General features: G+C 43.2%; 16 protein-coding genes and 1 pseudogene. 14 read left to right on the top strand and 3 right to left on the bottom strand.

Annotated elements, in window-relative coordinates; genetic code table 11:
- The 6 genes from SORDD27_RS06290 to SORDD27_RS06315 all read left to right on the top strand — a co-directional run.
- Nucleotides 1-274, top strand: a 274-nt coding sequence (locus SORDD27_RS06290; protein WP_155718894.1) for an LPXTG cell wall anchor domain-containing protein, incomplete at its 5' end; no start/stop codon positions are given.
- Between the two features lie 281 nt (nt 275-555).
- Nucleotides 556-1,014: a CtsR family transcriptional regulator gene (locus tag SORDD27_RS06295; RefSeq protein WP_061428108.1), complete on the top strand. Its 459-nt coding sequence runs from the start codon at nt 556-558 to the stop codon at nt 1,012-1,014.
- Between the two features lies 1 nt (nt 1,015).
- Nucleotides 1,016-3,448 carry an ATP-dependent Clp protease ATP-binding subunit gene (locus tag SORDD27_RS06300; RefSeq protein ID WP_061428110.1) on the top strand — a complete coding sequence of 811 codons (2,433 nt, stop codon included), beginning with the start codon at nt 1,016-1,018 and terminating at the stop codon, nt 3,446-3,448.
- A 145-nt stretch (nt 3,449-3,593) separates the two neighbouring features.
- A complete protein-coding gene (locus SORDD27_RS06305; RefSeq protein ID WP_061428112.1) occupies nt 3,594-4,652 on the top strand; it encodes an AAA family ATPase in 1,059 nt (352 codons plus the stop codon).
- A 9-nt stretch (nt 4,653-4,661) separates the two neighbouring features.
- Nucleotides 4,662-5,441, top strand: coding sequence for a nicotinamide riboside transporter PnuC (gene pnuC, locus SORDD27_RS06310; protein WP_061428114.1), 780 nt, complete (start codon nt 4,662-4,664; stop codon nt 5,439-5,441).
- 1 nt (nt 5,442) lies between these two features.
- Nucleotides 5,443-6,216, top strand: a complete 774-nt coding sequence (locus tag SORDD27_RS06315; protein ID WP_061428116.1) for an NUDIX domain-containing protein — start codon at nt 5,443-5,445, stop codon at nt 6,214-6,216.
- A gap of 48 nt (nt 6,217-6,264) precedes the next feature.
- Here the strand turns inward: SORDD27_RS06315 and SORDD27_RS06320 are convergent, their stop codons facing one another.
- Nucleotides 6,265-6,495 carry a hypothetical protein gene (locus SORDD27_RS06320; RefSeq protein ID WP_061428118.1) on the bottom strand — a complete coding sequence of 77 codons (231 nt, stop codon included), beginning with the start codon at nt 6,493-6,495 and terminating at the stop codon, nt 6,265-6,267.
- A 265-nt stretch (nt 6,496-6,760) separates the two neighbouring features.
- On the opposite strand from SORDD27_RS06320, the pseudogene SORDD27_RS06325 reads away from it, so the two are divergent.
- Nucleotides 6,761-7,445, top strand: a pseudogene (locus tag SORDD27_RS06325) (hypothetical protein).
- Nucleotides 7,446-7,510: 65 nt separating this feature from the next.
- Here SORDD27_RS06325 and dusB read toward each other — a convergent pair.
- The gene (gene dusB, locus SORDD27_RS06330; RefSeq protein ID WP_004261996.1) at nt 7,511-8,491 is read right to left on the bottom strand and encodes a tRNA dihydrouridine synthase DusB; all 981 of its coding nucleotides are present in this window, start codon (nt 8,489-8,491) and stop codon (nt 7,511-7,513) included.
- A complete protein-coding gene (gene hslO / locus SORDD27_RS06335) occupies nt 8,478-9,350 on the bottom strand; it encodes an Hsp33 family molecular chaperone HslO (RefSeq protein ID WP_049518848.1) in 873 nt (290 codons plus the stop codon). Before hslO ends, dusB begins: the two co-directional genes overlap by 14 nt.
- Before the next feature lie 164 nt (nt 9,351-9,514).
- Between hslO and SORDD27_RS06340 the strand changes: the two genes are divergently transcribed.
- From SORDD27_RS06340 to dltB, 7 genes are all read left to right on the top strand, one after another.
- Complete coding sequence (locus SORDD27_RS06340; RefSeq protein WP_061428120.1) at nt 9,515-10,942, top strand: AcpB/EbpR/MafR family transcriptional regulator; 1,428 nt, start codon at nt 9,515-9,517, stop codon at nt 10,940-10,942.
- Nucleotides 10,943-11,099: 157 nt separating this feature from the next.
- On the top strand, nt 11,100-12,608 hold the full coding sequence (glpK, locus tag SORDD27_RS06345; RefSeq protein WP_061428122.1) for a glycerol kinase GlpK: 1,509 nt from the start codon (nt 11,100-11,102) through the stop codon (nt 12,606-12,608).
- Nucleotides 12,609-12,671: 63 nt separating this feature from the next.
- Nucleotides 12,672-14,498 (top strand): type 1 glycerol-3-phosphate oxidase, encoded by a 1,827-nt coding sequence (gene glpO / locus SORDD27_RS06350; RefSeq protein WP_000395893.1) that lies wholly within the window; start codon nt 12,672-12,674, stop codon nt 14,496-14,498.
- A 70-nt stretch (nt 14,499-14,568) separates the two neighbouring features.
- Nucleotides 14,569-15,273, top strand: a complete 705-nt coding sequence (locus tag SORDD27_RS06355; protein WP_061428124.1) for an MIP/aquaporin family protein — start codon at nt 14,569-14,571, stop codon at nt 15,271-15,273.
- Nucleotides 15,274-15,498: 225 nt separating this feature from the next.
- Nucleotides 15,499-15,630, top strand: coding sequence for a teichoic acid D-Ala incorporation-associated protein DltX (locus SORDD27_RS06360; RefSeq protein WP_061428126.1), 132 nt, complete (start codon nt 15,499-15,501; stop codon nt 15,628-15,630).
- 20 nt (nt 15,631-15,650) lie between these two features.
- Entirely contained in the window at nt 15,651-17,201 is a 1,551-nt protein-coding gene (gene dltA, locus SORDD27_RS06365; RefSeq protein WP_061428128.1) for a D-alanine--poly(phosphoribitol) ligase subunit DltA, read from the top strand.
- Nucleotides 17,198-18,442: a D-alanyl-lipoteichoic acid biosynthesis protein DltB gene (gene dltB / locus SORDD27_RS06370; protein ID WP_061428130.1), complete on the top strand. Its 1,245-nt coding sequence runs from the start codon at nt 17,198-17,200 to the stop codon at nt 18,440-18,442. Before dltA ends, dltB begins: the two co-directional genes overlap by 4 nt.
- Nucleotides 18,443-18,447 lie beyond the last annotated feature (5 nt).

The following is an 18,447-nucleotide window of genomic DNA, read 5'->3' on the forward strand; positions in this document are numbered from 1 at the left end:
GGATCCAGCGCCAACGCCAGATCCAGCGCCAACACCAGATCCAGCACCAACACCGGATCCAGCACCAACACCGGATCCAGCACCAACACCAGATCCAGCGCCAACGCCAGATCCAGCACCAACACCAGATCCAACACTAACACCTCCAGCTACGGAGACTAAAGGTAAAGCTGAACTTCCAAACACAGGTGAAGCAACATCTATCTTCTCAGCAATTGGATTTGTAGTATTGGCATTGAGTGGATTGGTATTCTTCGTAAAACGTAAAGCTTAGGCTTTTGTAGAAGAAACATGAAACTTGGTAAGTGAGAATTCTACTTCTCTCTTAGACTTGATAGAGAAAGTCTCTAGAAAATTCGTTTTCTAGGGGCTTTTTTTGTTTTGAGACTATTAGTTTATATCACTCCACAAGACGTAAACTATCTAATGAAGGTGGTTAAAGTTGAAGATCTCACAATATTTTATTTTACTCGCTCCCTTTTCCTTTCAAAAAATCAAAAATTTCGGTATAATAGTCAAAGATAGTCAAGGTTCAAAGAAGGAGTTTGATTTACTATGAGATTTAAAAATACATCAGATCATATCGAAGCCTATATCAAGGCGATTTTAGACCAATCTGGTATCGTGGAATTGCAGCGGAGCCAGTTGGCAGATACCTTTCAGGTTGTACCGAGTCAGATCAACTATGTCATCAAGACCCGCTTTACGGAAAGTAGAGGTTATTTGGTTGAGAGCAAGCGTGGTGGCGGAGGCTACATTCGCATAGGGAGGATTGAGTTTTCCAGTCATCATGAGATGCTCCGCGATTTGCTTTACTCGATTGGTGAGAGAGTTAGTCAGGAGATTTATGAGGATATTCTCCAACTTTTGGTGGAGCAGGACTTGATTACCAAACAGGAGATGACCTTGTTAACTTCAGTAGCAACGGATCGTGTCCTAGGGGAAGAATCCTCAGTTGTCCGTGCCAATATGCTCCGACAGCTATTACAAGAGGTAGATAGAAAAGAGAAGTAAGATGAACTATTCAAAAGCATTGAATGAATGTATCGAAAGTGCCTACATGGTTGCGAGCCATTTTAGAGCTCGTTACCTAGAGTCTTGGCATTTATTGATTGCCATGTCCAATCACAGTTATAGTGTGGCAGGTGCAACTTTAAACGATTATCCTTATGAAATGGATCGTTTAGAAGGGGTTGCGTTGGAACTGACTGAAACGGATTATAGCCATGACGAAACCTTTACGGAATTGCCTTTTTCCCATCGTTTAGAGGTTCTCTTTGCGGAAGCAGAATATGTAGCCTCAGTGGTACATGCTAAGGTGCTAGGGACAGAGCATGTATTATATGCAATCTTGCATGATGGCAATGCCTTGGCGACTCGCATCTTGGAGAGAGCAGGCTTTTCTTATGAAGACCAGAAAGATCAGGTCAGAATTGCTGCTCTTCGTCGCAATCTAGAAGAACGTGCAGGATGGACAAGAGAAGATCTCAAGGCTTTGCGTCAACGTCATCGCACAGTAACTGACAAGCAAAATTCTATGGCCAATATGATGGGCATGCCTCAAGCTCAAAGTGGCGGTCTAGAGGACTACACGCATGACCTGACGGAGCAAGCGCGCTCTGGCAAGTTAGAGCCAGTTATCGGTCGTGACAAGGAAATCTCACGTATGATTCAGATTTTGAGTCGGAAGACCAAGAATAATCCGGTCTTGGTTGGTGATGCTGGTGTCGGGAAAACAGCTTTAGCACTTGGGCTTGCTCAGCGTATTGCTAGTGGGGACGTACCAGCTGAAATGGCAAAGATGCGTGTTCTAGAGCTTGATTTGATGAATGTCGTTGCGGGAACACGTTTCCGTGGAGATTTTGAAGAGCGCATGAACAATATCATCAAGGACATCGAGGAAGATGGCAAAGTGATCCTCTTTATCGATGAACTCCACACCATCATGGGTTCTGGTAGCGGTATTGATTCGACTCTGGATGCAGCCAATATCTTGAAGCCAGCCTTAGCTCGTGGAACTCTGAGAACAGTTGGTGCCACCACTCAGGAAGAATACCAAAAACACATCGAAAAAGACGCAGCTCTTTCTCGTCGGTTTGCCAAAGTGACGATTGAAGAGCCAAGTCTAGCTGACAGTATGACCATTTTGCAAGGTTTGAAGGCCACCTATGAGAAACACCACCGTGTGCAAATCATAGATGAAGCTGTTGAAACAGCTGTCAAGATGGCGCATCGTTACTTGACCAGTCGTCACTTACCAGACTCTGCCATCGATCTATTGGATGAAGCGGCAGCAACAGTGCAAAACAAATCCAAGCAAGTGAAAGCAGACGAATCCGACTTGAGTCCAGCTGACAAGGCCCTGATGGATGGCAAGTGGAAACAAGCTGCTCAGTTAATCGCAAAAGAGCAGGAAGTCCCTGTCTATAAAGACTTGGTAACAGAATCTGAAATTTTGACTACCTTAAGTCGCTTGTCAGGGATTCCAGTCCAAAAACTGACGCAAACGGATGCTAAGAAGTACCTTAACCTTGAAGCAGAACTGCATAAACGTGTCATCGGTCAAGATCAAGCTGTTTCAAGCATTAGTCGTGCGATTCGTCGCAACCAGTCAGGGATTCGCAGTCATAAGCGTCCGATTGGTTCCTTTATGTTCCTAGGACCAACAGGAGTCGGTAAGACCGAATTGGCAAAGGCCTTGGCAGAAGTTCTCTTTGATGACGAATCAGCCCTTATCCGCTTTGATATGAGTGAGTATATGGAGAAATTTGCGGCTAGCCGTCTCAATGGAGCTCCTCCGGGTTATGTGGGCTACGAAGAAGGTGGGGAGTTGACTGAGAAGGTTCGCAACAAACCATACTCTGTTCTTCTATTTGACGAGGTAGAAAAGGCCCACCCAGACATCTTTAATGTCCTCTTGCAGGTTCTGGACGACGGTGTCTTGACAGATAGCAAGGGGCGCAAGGTTGATTTTTCAAATACCATTATCATCATGACGTCAAACCTTGGCGCGACGGCTCTTCGTGATGACAAGACTGTTGGCTTTGGCGCGAAAGACATTCGTTTTGACCAGGAAAATATGGAAAAACGAATCTTTGAAGAGTTGAAAAAAGCTTATCGACCAGAGTTTATCAACCGTATTGATGAAAAGGTGGTCTTCCACAGTTTGGATAGCGAACACATGCAGGAAATTGTCAAGATTATGGTTAAACCATTGATTGCTAGCCTGGAAGAGAAGGGTATCGACTTGAAACTGCAAGCTTCAGCGTTGAAGTTACTAGCAAGCCAAGGATATGATCCAGAAATGGGAGCCCGTCCACTTCGCAGAACCCTGCAAACAGAAGTGGAAGACAAGCTAGCAGAACTCCTTCTCAAGGGAGAATTGGTAGCAGGTAAGACCCTCAAGATAGGAGTCAAAGCTGGTCAATTAAAATTTGATATTGCTTAAAAATGGAGAATCAGGAGCAATCCTGATTCTTTTTTGCTACTTTTTTATAAAAAATGATAAAAAACTATTGACAAAATAAAAATATAGTATATAATAAAAACATAGAAAATAAAAATATCAAAAATTATAAAAAGGCAAAACATTTATGAAAAAGAAAACAGCAGTGGTATTTGGGACCTTTGCTCCTCTCCATCAAGGGCATATCGACCTGATCCAGAGAGCGAAGCGTCAGTGTGACCAGGTCTGGGTAGTCGTTTCAGGCTACGAGGGAGACCGAGGTGAGCAGGTAGGTTTAAGTCTTCAAAAACGATTTCGCTATATCCGAGAGGCTTTTCGGGATGACGAGTTGACCTCTGTCTGCAAGCTGGATGAGACCAACCTTCCCCGTTACCCTATGGGCTGGCAGGAGTGGTTGGACCAGATGTTAGCAGAGATTTCCTATGATGAAACCAAGCAAGAACTGATCTTCTTTGTGGGAGAAGAAGACTATCAGCAAGAACTAGCTAAGCGTGGCTTTGAGACCGTTTTGCAAGAAAGAAAATTTGGTATCTCAGCGACTATGATTCGAGAAAATCCAAGCAAATATTGGAAATACATCGCACAACCCTTCCGTCGTCAGTTTACCAAGAAAGTCTTGATTATGGGAAGTGCTAGCAATGGGAAGACCACTCTGGCCAAGGATTTGGCAAGGTATTACGATGCGCCCGTTAGTCTGGAATACGCGCGTGAGTACCAGATCAAAAACAATGTCCGCGACGATGAATTGACCCCAAAGGATTATTATTATCTCCTTTTAGGGCAGTATGACCAGACCTCCAAGTTAATCGATAGCAATGCCAATCGAGGTCTAGTGATAGCCGATACCAACTCCTTGGTAACCAAGGGTTACTATGACTATTACATGGAGACTGAGGACCAAGGGGACTTATCAGGAGAAACCTTTGACAATCTCTTTGCCTCTATCTTGGCCAAGGAAAAATGGGACTTGATTCTCTTTGTGCAACCTATTGGCTCCTATGTCAATGACGGATTTAGAGATATGACCATGGCAGAAGACCATATTCGCTACAGTTTTTCCCAGCATTTAGACCAGATGAGGGAGCGATACTTAACCACCATTCCACTAGTTTATCTAGCGGAGGATTATCTAGGCAATTATGAAGCAGCCAAAGTGGCTATCGATGCCATTTACCAAGCAGATTAGGAGAAAAATATGAAAAAACTAACTGAAAAAATCACACAATTTATCGAAAACTTTAAAAATGTCCATGCAGAAGCCCGCAAGATCGGTTTTGCAGGAATCATGCGCTTGCTATGGAAAGATCTCTTTGTCGGCCGTAGTCTTTTCCAGTGGTTGTATCTCATCGCCTTGTCAAGTGTTCCGTTGATCTTGGAGTTTACACAAAATACGGAAAGTCATGACTGGCTGAGCTTGTTTGCATCTTGGACTGGGATTGTCTGTGTTATCTTGGTAGCAGAAGGGCGTGCAAGCAATTATCTTTTTGGGGCTATTAACTCAGCTATCTATTTGATTTTGGCCATGAATGCGACTTTTTATGGTGAAGTTTTAACGACTGTTTACTTCTTTGTCATGCAGCCGATTGGTCTCTATGCTTGGCTGTCCAATCGTATCAACGACCAAGGAAAACCAGAAGAATCCTACTTTGAAGCTAAGAAATTATCTGTTCTTGATTGGCTCAAGTACTTGGCCTTGACTGCTATTATCTGGATTGGTATGGGCTTGGCTTACCAAAGTATCAATAGCGCCCGTCCTTTCCGTGATAGTGTTACTGATGCGACTAATGGTGTTGGTCAGCTCTTGATGACACGTCTCTACCGTGAGCAATGGATTTTCTGGATTGCAACCAATCTCTTTAGTATTTATCTCTGGTGGGGTGAAAATATCCACATCCAAGGGATGTACTGGGTTTACACACTCAATAGTCTAGTGGGATGGTATCAATGGACCAAGGCAGTTCGAAAGGAGGCATAAGATGGCAGACACAAAGATTCCAGCCGGGATGACGGAAAAAGAATATTATGAAATCCATGCCAGTCAGGAGGAGTTTTTAGACTGGTACTACAAGCAGGAACTCCCTCAATATGAAAAACCAAGTGTGACAGTGGATATGGTGGCTTACTGCTTTGTCGAAGGAAAGATCAAGCTCCTGCTAATCCGTCGCAAGGCTCACCCTTATCAAAACTGTTTGGCTTTGGTTGGAGGCTTTATGGACAAGGGAGAAGATGCTGCACATGCCTGTCAGCGCGAGGTGAGAGAAGAAGTCAATCTCGATCTACCTTTGGAGAAAATCGAGCAATTGATGACGGTATCGACCCCCGGTCGTGATCCACGGGGCTGGACAGTGACCATTGCCCACTTAGTGTACCTACCTAGTCGTGCCTTAGACCTCATTCAGGCAGGTGACGATGCCAAGGATGTCGTTTTCGTAGATGTCGATTTTCAGACAGGCAAATGCTACCTAGATGGAGTTGAGCTGGAGGAGCAAGCCTTCGCCTTTGACCATTATGCCATTATCCAAGAATCCATCAAACGAATTCAAGGCCGTCTCGACTGGAATCCGACTTTCCTTTATCTGCTGGAGGAGGAGTTCACTGTCTACGAGGGGACTGAACTGGTCAATCTCATCAACCCTGGTCGCCCAATCGTCAGCAATAACTTTCTCGTAAAATACGGAGAATATGTAGAAGAAGTCGGACTCAAACGAGTACCCAAAAAGAAACCAAGAAAAACCTATCGATTGAAATAAAAAACGAGGCCGGGAACTTTTCCCGACCTTTTTATTTATCATCATTTTTTATGAATGGCTATCTTTCTTAGGATTACTCAACATGTGAGTAAAGAAGTCTTTATATCGATACTTGAGATAGTTCTCGTGCAAAAATAACAAAGCGATATAAACAATCATAAAGATTATAGTCAGATAGAAGACATCAAATGCAGTTCGCGCATAGTAAGTGGCTGATTGATAAGAGCCAATAGCTCCCAAAATCAACCAAGGAAGATACTTGTAATACTTATTTAGCATAAGAGCATACCTCCTATATTCTATTTCAATGTTATTATATTCCTTTATCTAATGCAATGCAAGCGATTACACAAAGGTGATGTAAAAAATAGGACTTTAATTTTAAAAATTTTCTATTTTTTCGTTTCAATTACGAATAGAAATAGTAGAGAGAAATTTTTTAAAATAGTTTCTCTAAATAGTTGACAGATTCAAAGCCCAATGTTACAATTATATTACAAAAAGATTTCTTAACATTTCAAAAATGTTACAAAGGAGTAGAAAAATGAAAAAGAAAACCTATATCAAATTGATGGCAGCGACTGTATTGGCTTCTACCTTGCTACTGGGAGCTTGTGGAAATAAAAACGAAACCACTCAAACCAGTAGCTCTGCAAAGACAAGTCAATCATCAAGCTCTAAAGCAGCTTCTTCTAGCAAAGAAAGCAAGACTCAAAAATCTTCAAACTCAGCTTCATCTGAAAAGGCTCAGGCATCTTCTGGTCAGTCTTCTACAACGGCAGATCAGTCACAAGCGAAACCAGCACCTGAATCAAGACAAGAACAAGCAGCTCCTAGTCAACAAGCCCCATCTCAGGCACCTTCAACTCAGCAAGGTTCTCAAGCCCAGTCTAACCAGTCAGGCTATGATCCAACAACTGACCGCCAACTTCAAGACAAGCAAGCAGAACACAACAAACGCTACAAGGGTGTTTTAACCATGGTCGATGGTGATTTCTCAGCAGCTGCAGGCAACTGGAAGGGAGCGAATGGCGAAACTATTACGGTTTCATCAGGGGGGCCAATTTACAGTAGAAACTGCAGATGGAAAGAAAGAAAACTATTCTATCAGAGGCTACTCTTACACACTTGATGATGGCAAGTATAATGCCAAAATAGGTGGAGGAAAAATCATCCAAATTACAACAGGTGCGGATGGTAAAGTTTCAAGCGTTGCCTTGATTCAATAATAGTATCTAGGTTTTCCTAGGATCTAAAAAACCGTAAACTCAAGCGAGTTACGGTTTTTTGTGTATTATACTTTGTCTAATTGCAAGAGGGCTTCAATCTCTGCTAGGGTGCTAGCTTGTGAAATGGCTCCACGAAGTTTGGCAGCGCCAGATGTTCCACGGAGGTAGTGAGGAGCGAGGCCGCGGAATTCACGAACGGCTACGTTTTCTCCTTTGAGGTTAATCAAGCGTTTCAAATGTTCGTAGGCGATTTTCATCTTGTCTTCAAACGTCAAATCAGGGAGAATTTCTCCAGTTTCAAAGTAGTGGTTGATCTGGTTGAAGAGATAGGGGTTTCCCATGGCTGCGCGACCAATCATGACAGCGTCAGCCCCGACTTCTTCGATACGCTGTTTGGCTTCTTGGACCGTACGGATATCACCATTTGCGATAAATGGAATCTTGGTCAAAGCTTGAGCAACCTTGTGAAGAGTCTCAAGGTCTGCGTGACCTGTGTACATTTGTTCACGGGTACGGCCGTGCATAGCGAGGGCAGAGACACCTGCAGCCTCAGCAGCGAGGGCATTTTCCACGGCTAGGGATGGATCAGACCAGCCAGTGCGCATTTTGACAGTGAGGGGGATATCAAGGACAGATTGGACCTTGTTGATAATAGAGTAGATCTTGTCTGGATCCTTGAGCCACATAGCGCCAGCTTCATTCTTCACGATTTTGTTAACTGGGCAACCCATGTTGATATCGACGATATCAGTCTTGGTGTTTTCTTGGATGAATTCTGCTGCGCGTGCGAGGCTGTCTTCGTCGCTACCAAAGAGTTGGATAGAAACGGGGTTCTCTCCTTCATCGATATGAAGCATATGTAGGGTTTTTTCGTTGTTGTATTGGATTCCCTTGTCAGAGACCATTTCCATTACAACGAGTCCAGCTCCGAGCTCTTTTGCGATAGTACGAAAGGCTGAGTTGGTGACACCAGCCATGGGTGCTAAAACGGTACGATTGGGAATCTCAACATTGCCAATCATAAAGGGTGTATTAAGATTTGTCACGAATGAGTTCCTCCAGGTCGTTTTCATCAAAGTTATAAGTAGTTTGGCAGAATTGACAAGTGATTTCTGCCCCGTGGTCTTCCTCTTTCATTTCCTCAAGGTCTGAATTTGGAAGGCTGGCAAGAGCGTTCATAAAACGGTCTTTGCTGCAGTCACATTGGAAACGAATTTCTTCTTCAGATAGGCGTTTGTAGGATTCGTCACCATAGATGGCCTTGAGGAGGGCTTCGATATGGTCATCGCTTTCTAGAAGGGTTGAGATGGCTGGCATTTCTTGGATGCGTTTTTCAAAGCGGGCAATCTCTTCTTCCTTGGCTCCTGGCAATACTTGGAGAAGGAAACCTCCGGCAACTTTGACCTTGTCGTCTTTATCCAAAAGAACATTGAGGCCGACTGCTGAAGGGGTTTGTTGGCTTTCAGTCAGGTAGTAGGCCAAGTCTTCACCGATTTCCCCAGAAATGAGAGGAGTCATGGAGTTGTAGGGATTTCCAGTACCGTAGTCTGTGATAACGAGAAATTGGCCATTACCGACAAAAGGTCCGACAAGGACTTCACCAGTTGCAGTCTTTTTGATGTCAACACCAGGATTTTGAACATAGCCTTTGACATTTCCCTTAGTATCTGCGACCGTGATGATGGCACCGAGAGAGCTCGTTCCAAGAACTTTAACCGTTAGCTTGGTATTTCCTTTTTCATTGGCTGCGAGAATCTGGCTAGCGATAAGGGTACGGCCAAGTGCAACAGTTGAACTGGCTTGAGTTTGATGTTTTTCTTGAGCAGTGCGGACGGTTTCCGTGCTATCAAGGACAAAAGCACGAAAGGCTCCGCTTTCTGATATTGTTTTAATAATTTTATCCATAGCTACTATTTTAGCATAAAAATGCCCAAAGGGGGAGTCGTGTGTTTGCTGTTTCTGTGGAATAATGACGAGGAAATCAACCTTAAAATAAAATGAGAAACAGATTATTTCAGCATTTGAAAGATTTATGCTATGCTTGTAGGAGAAAATGAAAGGGGTAACAAATGTATTTAGGCGATTTGATGGAAAAAGCAGAATCTGGCCAATTTTTAGTCCTTTCCTTTCTATTACAAGATTCGCAGACAACAGTCAAGAAAGCTATGGAAGAAACAGGTTTTTCAAAGGCGACCTTAACCAAGTACATTTCTCTGATTAACGAAAATGCCTTGGAAAGAGGTTTAGAGCTGACCATCCACTTGGAAGATGAAAATCTGCGTCTGTCGATTGGTGCAGCTACCAAGGGGAGAGAGATTCGGAGCTTGTTTTTAGACAATGCCATTAAGTACCAAATTTTGGTTTACCTTCTCTATCACCAACAGTTTCTAGCTCATCAGTTGGCTCAAGAATTGATGATTAGCGAGGCCACGCTTGGTCGCCACTTAGCTAGTCTAAATCAGATTTTGTCAGAGTTTGACTTATCCATACAAAATGGCCGTTGGCGAGGTCCGGAGCATCAGATTCGTTACTTTTATTTCTGCCTTTTCCGCAAGGTCTGGTCCAGTCAGGAGTGGGAAAGTCATATGCAGAAAGCTGAGAGAAAGCAGGATATTGCTACTCTAGAAGAAATCTGCGGTGCCAGCTTGTCTTCGGGTCAGAAATTAGACTTGGTTCTCTGGAATCATATCAGTCAACAGCGCCTTCGGGTTAACGCCTGTCAGTTTCAAGTCATAGAAGAAAAAATGCAGGGGTATTTTGACAATATTTTCTATCTTCGTTTGCTTAGAAAGACTCCTTCTTTTTTTGGTGGCCAGCACATTCCTCTAGGAACTGAGGATGGGGAGATGATGATTTTCTTCTCTTTCCTCCTTTCTCATCGCATTTTGCCCCTTCATACTATGGAGTATATTCTTGGTTTTGGAGGGCAATTAGCCGATTTGCTGACGCAATTGATTCAAGAAATGAAGAAGGAGGAGCTGCTGGGGGACTACACAGAGGACCATGTCACCTATGAACTGAGTCAGCTTTGTGGTCAAGTTTATCTCTACAAGGGCTATATCTTGCAAGATCGCTACAAGTATCAGATAGAGCATCGGCACCCTTATTTGCTGATGGAACATGATTTTAGAGGAATTGCAGAGAGAATTTTTCATATTTTGCCTACCTTTCAACAGGGGACGGATTTGGATAAGAAAATTCTCTGGGAATGGCTCCAGTTGATAGAGTATATGGCAGAAAATGGTGGCCAACATATGAGGATTGGTTTGGATTTGACATCTGGTTTCCTTGTCTTTTCTAGGATGGCTGCCCTTTTGAAACGGTATTTGGAATACAATCGTTTCATTACTATTGAAGCCTATGACCCCAGTCGACATTATGATTTGTTAATTACCAACAACCCGATTCATAAGAAAGAACAGACTCCGGTTTATTATTTAAAAAATGATTTGGATATGGAGGATTTGGCGAAGATTCGTCAGATGCTCTTTGCCTAAAAGGCCTGAATTTTCAGGTCTTTTTTGTGAAATTCGCACAATCTTCTCACATTTTTTTAAAATTTTAAAAAAATTGATGAACAAGAAAGCGCTTTATTTTGTATACTAGTTACTGTAAAGAGGGACCCCCCTCAAGATTTTATCAGGAGGACAGCACATGTCACAAGAAAAATACATCATGGCCATTGACCAAGGAACAACCAGTTCTCGTGCCATCATTTTTAACAAAAAAGGAGAAAAGGTCAGCTCTAGTCAAAAAGAGTTTACTCAGATTTTTCCTCAAGCAGGTTGGGTTGAGCACAATGCCAATGAAATTTGGAATTCTGTTCAGTCAGTTATCGCGGGTGCTTTCATCGAAAGTGGTGTGAAACCAAGTCAAATCGAGGCCATCGGGATTACCAACCAGCGTGAAACAACTGTTGTCTGGGATAAGAAAACAGGACTTCCTATCTACAACGCTATCGTTTGGCAATCACGCCAAACTGCTCCTCTGGCTGAACAACTGAAAAGTCAAGGTTATGTGGAAAAATTCCATGAAAAGACGGGTTTGATCATTGACGCTTACTTCTCAGCGACTAAGGTTCGTTGGATTTTGGATCATGTAGAAGGCGCTCAAGAGAGAGCTGAAAAGGGTGAATTGCTCTTTGGTACTATTGATACTTGGTTGGTTTGGAAATTGACTGACGGCGTAGCTCACGTTACCGACTACTCAAACGCAGCCCGTACCATGCTCTATAACATCAAGGATCTTAAATGGGATGATGAGATTTTGGAAATCCTCAATATTCCTAAGGCCATGCTTCCAGAAGTTCGTTCTAACTCTGAAATCTATGGTAAGACTGCTCCATTCCATTTCTACGGTGGAGAAGTACCAATCTCTGGTATGGCTGGTGACCAACAAGCAGCCCTCTTTGGTCAGTTGGCTTTTGAGCCTGGTATGGTCAAGAATACTTATGGAACAGGTTCTTTCATCATTATGAACACTGGTGAAGAGATGCAGTTGTCTGAAAATAACCTTTTGACAACGATTGGTTATGGAATTAACGGCAAGGTTTACTATGCCTTGGAAGGTTCTATCTTCATCGCAGGAAGTGCCATTCAGTGGCTTCGTGATGGGCTTCGTATGGTGGAAAACTCACCAGAGTCTGAAAAATATGCTCTCAATTCTCACAACAATGACGAAGTTTATGTCGTACCTGCCTTTACAGGTCTAGGGGCACCATACTGGAACCAAAACGCTCGAGGATCTGTCTTTGGCTTGACTCGTGGAACAAGCAAAGAAGACTTTATCAAGGCGACTTTGCAATCTATCGCTTATCAAGTACGTGACATCATCGACACCATGCAAGTGGATGCTCAGACAGCTATCCAAGTCTTGAAGGTAGATGGTGGTGCAGCCATGAACAACTTCCTCATGCAGTTCCAAGCTGACATCTTGGGAATTGATATCGCACGCGCTAAAAACTTGGAAACAACTGCCCTAGGGGCAGCCTTCCTGGCAGGATTGTCAGTAGGCTACTGGAAGGACTTGGATGAGTTGAAACTCTTGAACGAGACAGGAGAACTTTTCGAACCATCGATGAACGAATCTCGTAAGGAACAACTCTATAAGGGCTGGAAGAAGGCTGTGAAAGCAACTCAAGTCTTTGCGGAAATCGACGACTAATACTGTTTCTTGATGCAATTATCAGTTTAAGAATGAAGCGACTCAGTTAGAAAGTGTGTAAATATGGAATTTTCAAAGAAAACACGTGAATTGTCAATTAAAAAAATGCAGGAACGTACCTTGGATCTCTTGATTATTGGTGGAGGGATTACAGGAGCTGGTGTAGCTTTGCAGGCTGCAGCCAGTGGTCTTGACACTGGTTTGATTGAAATGCAGGACTTCGCAGAAGGAACATCTAGCCGTTCAACAAAATTGGTCCACGGAGGTCTGCGTTACCTCAAACAATTTGACGTGGAAGTAGTCTCAGATACAGTTTCTGAACGTGCGGTGGTTCAACAAATCGCTCCACACATTCCAAAACCAGATCCAATGCTCTTGCCAGTTTACGATGAAGATGGAGCGACCTTTAGCCTTTTCCGTCTCAAAGTAGCCATGGACTTGTACGACCTTTTGGCAGGTGTTAGCAACACGCCAGCTGCTAACAAGGTCTTGAGTAAGGAAGAAGTCTTGGAACGCCAGCCAAACTTGAAGAAAGAAGGCTTGGTAGGAGGTGGAGTTTATCTTGACTTCCGTAACAACGATGCGCGTCTCGTGATTGAAAACATTAAACGTGCCAACCAAGACGGTGCCCTCATTGCCAACCACGTTAAGGCAGAAGGCTTCCTCTTTGACGAAAGCGGCAAGATTACAGGTGTTGTAGCTCGTGATTTGTTGACAGACCAAGTCTTTGAAATCAAGGCTCGTCTGGTTATCAACACGACAGGTCCTTGGAGCGACAAGGTACGTAATTTATCTAATAAGGGAACGCAATTCTCACAAATGCGTCCAACTAAGGGAGTTCACTTGGTGGTTGACTCTAGTAAGATCAAGGTTTCACAGCCAGTTTACTTTGACACAGGCTTGGGAGATGGTCGTATGGTCTTTGTTCTCCCACGTGAAAACAAGACCTACTTTGGTACAACCGATACAGACTACACAGGTGATTTGGAACATCCAAAAGTGACGCAGGAAGATGTAGATTATCTACTTGGCATTGTCAACAACCGCTTCCCAGAAGCCAATATCACCATTGATGATATCGAAAGCAGCTGGGCTGGTCTTCGTCCATTGATCGCAGGCAATAGCGCTTCTGACTACAACGGCGGAAATAACGGTACCATTAGCGACGAAAGCTTCAATAGCTTGATTGCGACTGTCGAGGCTTATCTATCGAAAGAAAAATCGCGTGAAGATGTTGAGTCTGCTGTCAGCAAGCTTGAAAGCAGCACATCTGAGAAACATTTGGACCCATCTGCAGTTTCACGTGGTTCGAGCTTGGACCGTGATGACAATGGCCTGTTGACCCTTGCTGGTGGTAAAATCACAGACTACCGTAAGATGGCTGAAGGGGCTATGGAGCGCGTGGTTGATATCCTCAAAGCAGAATTTGACCGTAGCTTTAAACTCATCAACTCTAAGACTTACCCTGTTTCAGGCGGAGAATTGAACCCAGCAAATGTGGACTCAGAAATTGAAGCCTTTGCTCAACTTGGAGTGTCACGTGGCTTGGATAGCAAGGAAGCTCATTACCTAGCAAATCTCTACGGTTCAAATGCACCGAAAGTCTTTGCCCTTGCTCACAGCTTGGAACAAGCACCAGGACTCAGCTTGGCAGATACCTTGTCCCTTCACTATGCAATGCGCAATGAGTTGGCTCTAAGCCCAGTTGACTTCCTCCTTCGCCGTACTAACCACATGCTCTTCATGCGTGATAGTTTGGATAGCATTGTGGAGCCAGTTCTGGATGAAATGGGACGATTCTATGACTGGTCTGATGAAGAAAAAGCAGCCTACCGTGCGGATGTTGAAGCAGCTCTTGCTAACAACGATCTAGCGGCATTAAAAAATTAAGAAAAACTAGAAAAGAGGGAGGCGGGCTTTCCTTGCCTTCTCTCTCCTTCTTTTATATGGAGACAACGATATGATGAAAGAATTATTTGGAGAATTTTTGGGGACTTTAATTCTTATCCTCCTAGGAAATGGTGTTGTAGCAGGTGTGGTTCTTCCTAAAACCAAGAGTAACAATTCAGGATGGATTGTCATCACTATGGGATGGGGAATTGCTGTAGCCGTTGCGGCCTTTGTATCTGGTACGCTCAGTCCAGCCCACCTAAATCCAGCTGTGACGTTTGCAATGGCCTTAAAAGGAACGCTCTCTTGGGGATCTGTTTTCCCTTATATCCTAGCCCAATTCGCAGGAGCAATGGTGGCTCAGATTTTGGTTTGGTTGCAGTTCAAACCGCATTATGAGGCAGAAGAAAATGCAGGCAATATCCTAGCAACCTTCAGTACTGGACCAGCAATCAAGAACACAGTATCGAATTTGGTTAGCGAAATCCTTGGAACTTTTGTTTTGCTCTTGACAATCTTTGCCTTGGGACTCTATGACCTTCAAGCCGGTTTAGGTACCTTTGCAGTGGGAACCTTGATTGTCGGTATCGGTCTTTCACTAGGTGGGACAACTGGTTATGCCTTGAATCCCGCTCGTGACCTTGGCCCTCGCATCATGCACAGCATCTTACCAATTCCAAATAAGGGAGACGGAGACTGGTCTTATGCTTGGATTCCTGTTGTAGGACCTATCCTCGGAGCGGCCCTAGCAGTTCTCGTATTTTCACTTTTCTAAGATAAAAGAGTTATTGTCAATAGAGTTTGAGATGGAAGTCTCAGGCTCTTTTTAATAGCCAAAACATTAACATTTTAACTTATCTTAAAATAAGCTAAAACCATTTTTTAAGTTATGGTAAACAGTTGAAAAAAAGGTTGATAAAGTGGTAAAATGTTAGGAAGATAAGATAGCAATTGCTGATTTGCATAGCTTTTCTGAAAATTTACAAAAAAGAAGTCGAATATGAAAAAAAAGAGAACACTTTATATTTTTTGTGCTCAAACATTTCTGTATTTCGTTATTTTGCTTGGTTTGCTTTATTTTTTTAGTTACCTTGGACAGGGGCAAGGTGGCTTTATCTATAACGAATTTTAACTCAAAGGAGAAAACCTATTGTGTCAAATAAACCCATAGTTGATATGATTGAAACGATTGAGCACTTTGCTCAGACACAAGCTAGTTATCCTGTTTACAACGTTTTGGGGCGAGAGCATACTTATGGAGATTTGAAGGTTGATTCGGATAGTTTGGCTGCAGCCATTGATCAGTTGAATTTGCCAGAAAAATCTCCAGTCGTCGTTTTTGGTGGTCAGGAATATGAGATGTTGGCTACCTTTGTAGCGCTAACTAAGTCAGGTCATGCCTATATCCCCATCGATAGCCATTCAGCCTTGGAACGAGTTTCCGCTATCGTAGAAGTAGCAGAACCGAGCTTGATTATTGCCATCTCGAATTTTTCATTAGAGCAAACTAGCATACCGATGCTGAATTTAGAGCAAGTCCATGAAGCTTTTGCTCAAGCTTCTAGCTACGAGATGAACCATCCAGTCAAGGGAGATGATAATTACTACATTATCTTTACTTCTGGTACGACCGGTAAGCCTAAGGGAGTGCAGATTTCCCATGACAATCTCCTCAGCTTTACCAACTGGATGATTACAGATAAGGAATTTGCGACACCAAGTCGTCCACAAATGCTGGCCCAACCACCCTACTCTTTTGACCTATCTGTCATGTACTGGGCACCGACCTTGGCACTTGGTGGCACGCTTTTCGCTCTTCCTTCAGCCATTACTCAGGACTTCAAAAAACTCTTTGCGACCATCTTTTCCTTGCCAATCGCTATCTGGACCTCGACGCCTTCCTTTGCAGATATGGCCATGTTGTCAGAAGACTTTAATAGTGAGAAAATGCCAGGAATCACGCATTTCTACTTTGATGGTGAAGAATTGACGGTCAAAACAGCTCAAAAACTGCGCGAGCGATTCCCAAATGCTCGTATTATCAATGCCTACGGACCAACAGAAGCGACAGTAGCCCTATCAGCAGTTGCCGTAACAGACGAAATGTTGAAGACTCTCAAACGCCTACCAATCGGCTATACCAAGGCGGATTCTCCAACCTTTATCATTGATGAGGAAGGGAAGAAAGTTCCAAATGGTGAACAGGGAGAAATCATCGTTTCTGGGCCAACTGTTTCAAAAGGTTATATGAATAATCCTGAAAAAACAGCAGAAGCTTTCTTTGAATTCGAAGGTCTGCCGGCCTACCACACAGGGGATGTAGGAACTATGACAGATGAGGGCTTGCTTCTCTACGGTGGACGGATGGACTTCCAGATTAAGTTTAATGGTTATCGTATTGAGCTTGAAGATGTTTCGCAAAATCTTAATAAGTCTCGCTTTATAGAATCAGCTGTTGCTGTCCCACGCTATAACAAGGATCACAAGGTACAAAATTTACTGGCCTATGTCATCTTAAAAGATGGTGTTCATGAGCAGTTTGAACGGGATATCGATATAACCAAGGCTATCAAGGGAGACTTGGCTGATATCATGATGTCCTATATGATGCCGTCTAAATTCCTATACCGAGACAGCTTACCGCTGACTCCTAATGGTAAGATTGACATCAAGGGCTTGATTAACGAGGTAAACAGCCGATGATGGAATTTTTCAAACAGTTTCCTCATTTGGAACCTTATGGGAATCCACAGTATTTTCTATACATCATCGGTGCGACCTTGCCCATCTTTATCGGCCTCTTTTTCAAGAAACGTTTTGCCTTGTACGAGGTGCTTGTTAGTCTTTTCTTTATCCTAGCCATGTTGACAGGTGGGAAGACGGATCAAATCAGTGCTCTCCTCCTTTATGTCGTTTGGCAGTTACTACTTGTTTTTTTCTACAAAAGGTACAGGAAAAAGCGGGATAGTCAGTGGGTGTTTTATCTGGTTAGCTTTCTATCTCTATTGCCTATCGTCTTTGTGAAAGTATCTCCTGCTATTCATGGACCTCAATCTTTGTTTGGCTTTTTAGGGATTTCTTATTTGACCTTTCGTGCAGTTGGGGTTATCGTTGAGTTGAGAGACGGTGTCATCAAGGATTTAAAGATTTGGCAATTCTTACGTTTTCTTCTCTTTATGCCGACTTTCTCAAGTGGTCCTATTGATCGTTTTAAACGCTTCAATGAAAATTACGAGACCATTCCTGAGCAGGATGAGCTGATGGATATGCTAGAAGAGGCTGTCAAATATATCATGCTTGGCTTCCTCTACAAGTTTATCTTGGCTCACATTTTAGGAGAGACATTATTGCCTCCGCTGAAAAATTTGGCCTTGCAGACAGGTGGTTTCTTTAACCATTATGCTCTTGCAGTTATGTATACCTTTGGTCTGGAGCTCTTCTTTGACTTTGCGGGCTACTCTATGTTTGCCTTAGCCATTTCAAACTTGATGGGTATTCATAGTCCTATCAACTTTAACAAGCCTTTTTTGTCAAGGGATTTAAAAGAGTTTTGGAATCGCTGGCACATGAGTCTATCTTTCTGGTTCCGTGACTTCGTCTTTATGCGGATGGTCATGGTGTTGACCAGAAAGAAGGTCTTTAAAAATCGCAATGTCACTTCAAGTGTAGCCTATATTGTAAATATGCTGATTATGGGATTTTGGCATGGTGTGACCTGGTACTATATCGCCTATGGCCTTTTCCATGGGATTGGGCTGGTCATCAATGACGCTTGGGTTCGTAAGAAAAAAGCGCTCAATAAAGAACGGAAAAAAGCTGGAAAGGGTTCCTTACCTGAGAATCGCTGGATTCAGTTGCTTGGCATGGTTGTCACCTTCCATGTCGTGATGATTTCATTCTTAATCTTTTCTGGATTTTTGAATGATTTGTGGTTTAAAAAATAAAAGGA

The sequence above is a fragment of the Streptococcus oralis genome (assembly GCF_001579025.1).
Taxonomy (GTDB): domain Bacteria; phylum Bacillota; class Bacilli; order Lactobacillales; family Streptococcaceae; genus Streptococcus; species Streptococcus oralis_X.

Bases quoted from the DNA above. Each gene is read 5' to 3' on its own strand.
- SORDD27_RS06295 (WP_061428108.1), top strand. From the start codon at position 556: ATGAGATTTAAAAATACATCAGATCATATCGAAGCCTATATCAAGGCG.
- SORDD27_RS06300 (WP_061428110.1), top strand. From the start codon at position 1,016: ATGAACTATTCAAAAGCATTGAATGAATGTATCGAAAGTGCCTACATG.
- SORDD27_RS06305 (WP_061428112.1), top strand. From the start codon at position 3,594: ATGAAAAAGAAAACAGCAGTGGTATTTGGGACCTTTGCTCCTCTCCAT.
- pnuC (WP_061428114.1), top strand. From the start codon at position 4,662: ATGAAAAAACTAACTGAAAAAATCACACAATTTATCGAAAACTTTAAA.
- SORDD27_RS06315 (WP_061428116.1), top strand. From the start codon at position 5,443: ATGGCAGACACAAAGATTCCAGCCGGGATGACGGAAAAAGAATATTAT.
- SORDD27_RS06320 (WP_061428118.1), bottom strand. From the start codon at position 6,495: ATGCTAAATAAGTATTACAAGTATCTTCCTTGGTTGATTTTGGGAGCT.
- hslO (WP_049518848.1), bottom strand. From the start codon at position 9,350: ATGGATAAAATTATTAAAACAATATCAGAAAGCGGAGCCTTTCGTGCT.
- SORDD27_RS06340 (WP_061428120.1), top strand. From the start codon at position 9,515: ATGTATTTAGGCGATTTGATGGAAAAAGCAGAATCTGGCCAATTTTTA.
- glpK (WP_061428122.1), top strand. From the start codon at position 11,100: ATGTCACAAGAAAAATACATCATGGCCATTGACCAAGGAACAACCAGT.
- glpO (WP_000395893.1), top strand. From the start codon at position 12,672: ATGGAATTTTCAAAGAAAACACGTGAATTGTCAATTAAAAAAATGCAG.
- SORDD27_RS06355 (WP_061428124.1), top strand. From the start codon at position 14,569: ATGATGAAAGAATTATTTGGAGAATTTTTGGGGACTTTAATTCTTATC.
- SORDD27_RS06360 (WP_061428126.1), top strand. From the start codon at position 15,499: ATGAAAAAAAAGAGAACACTTTATATTTTTTGTGCTCAAACATTTCTG.
- dltB (WP_061428130.1), top strand. From the start codon at position 17,198: ATGATGGAATTTTTCAAACAGTTTCCTCATTTGGAACCTTATGGGAAT.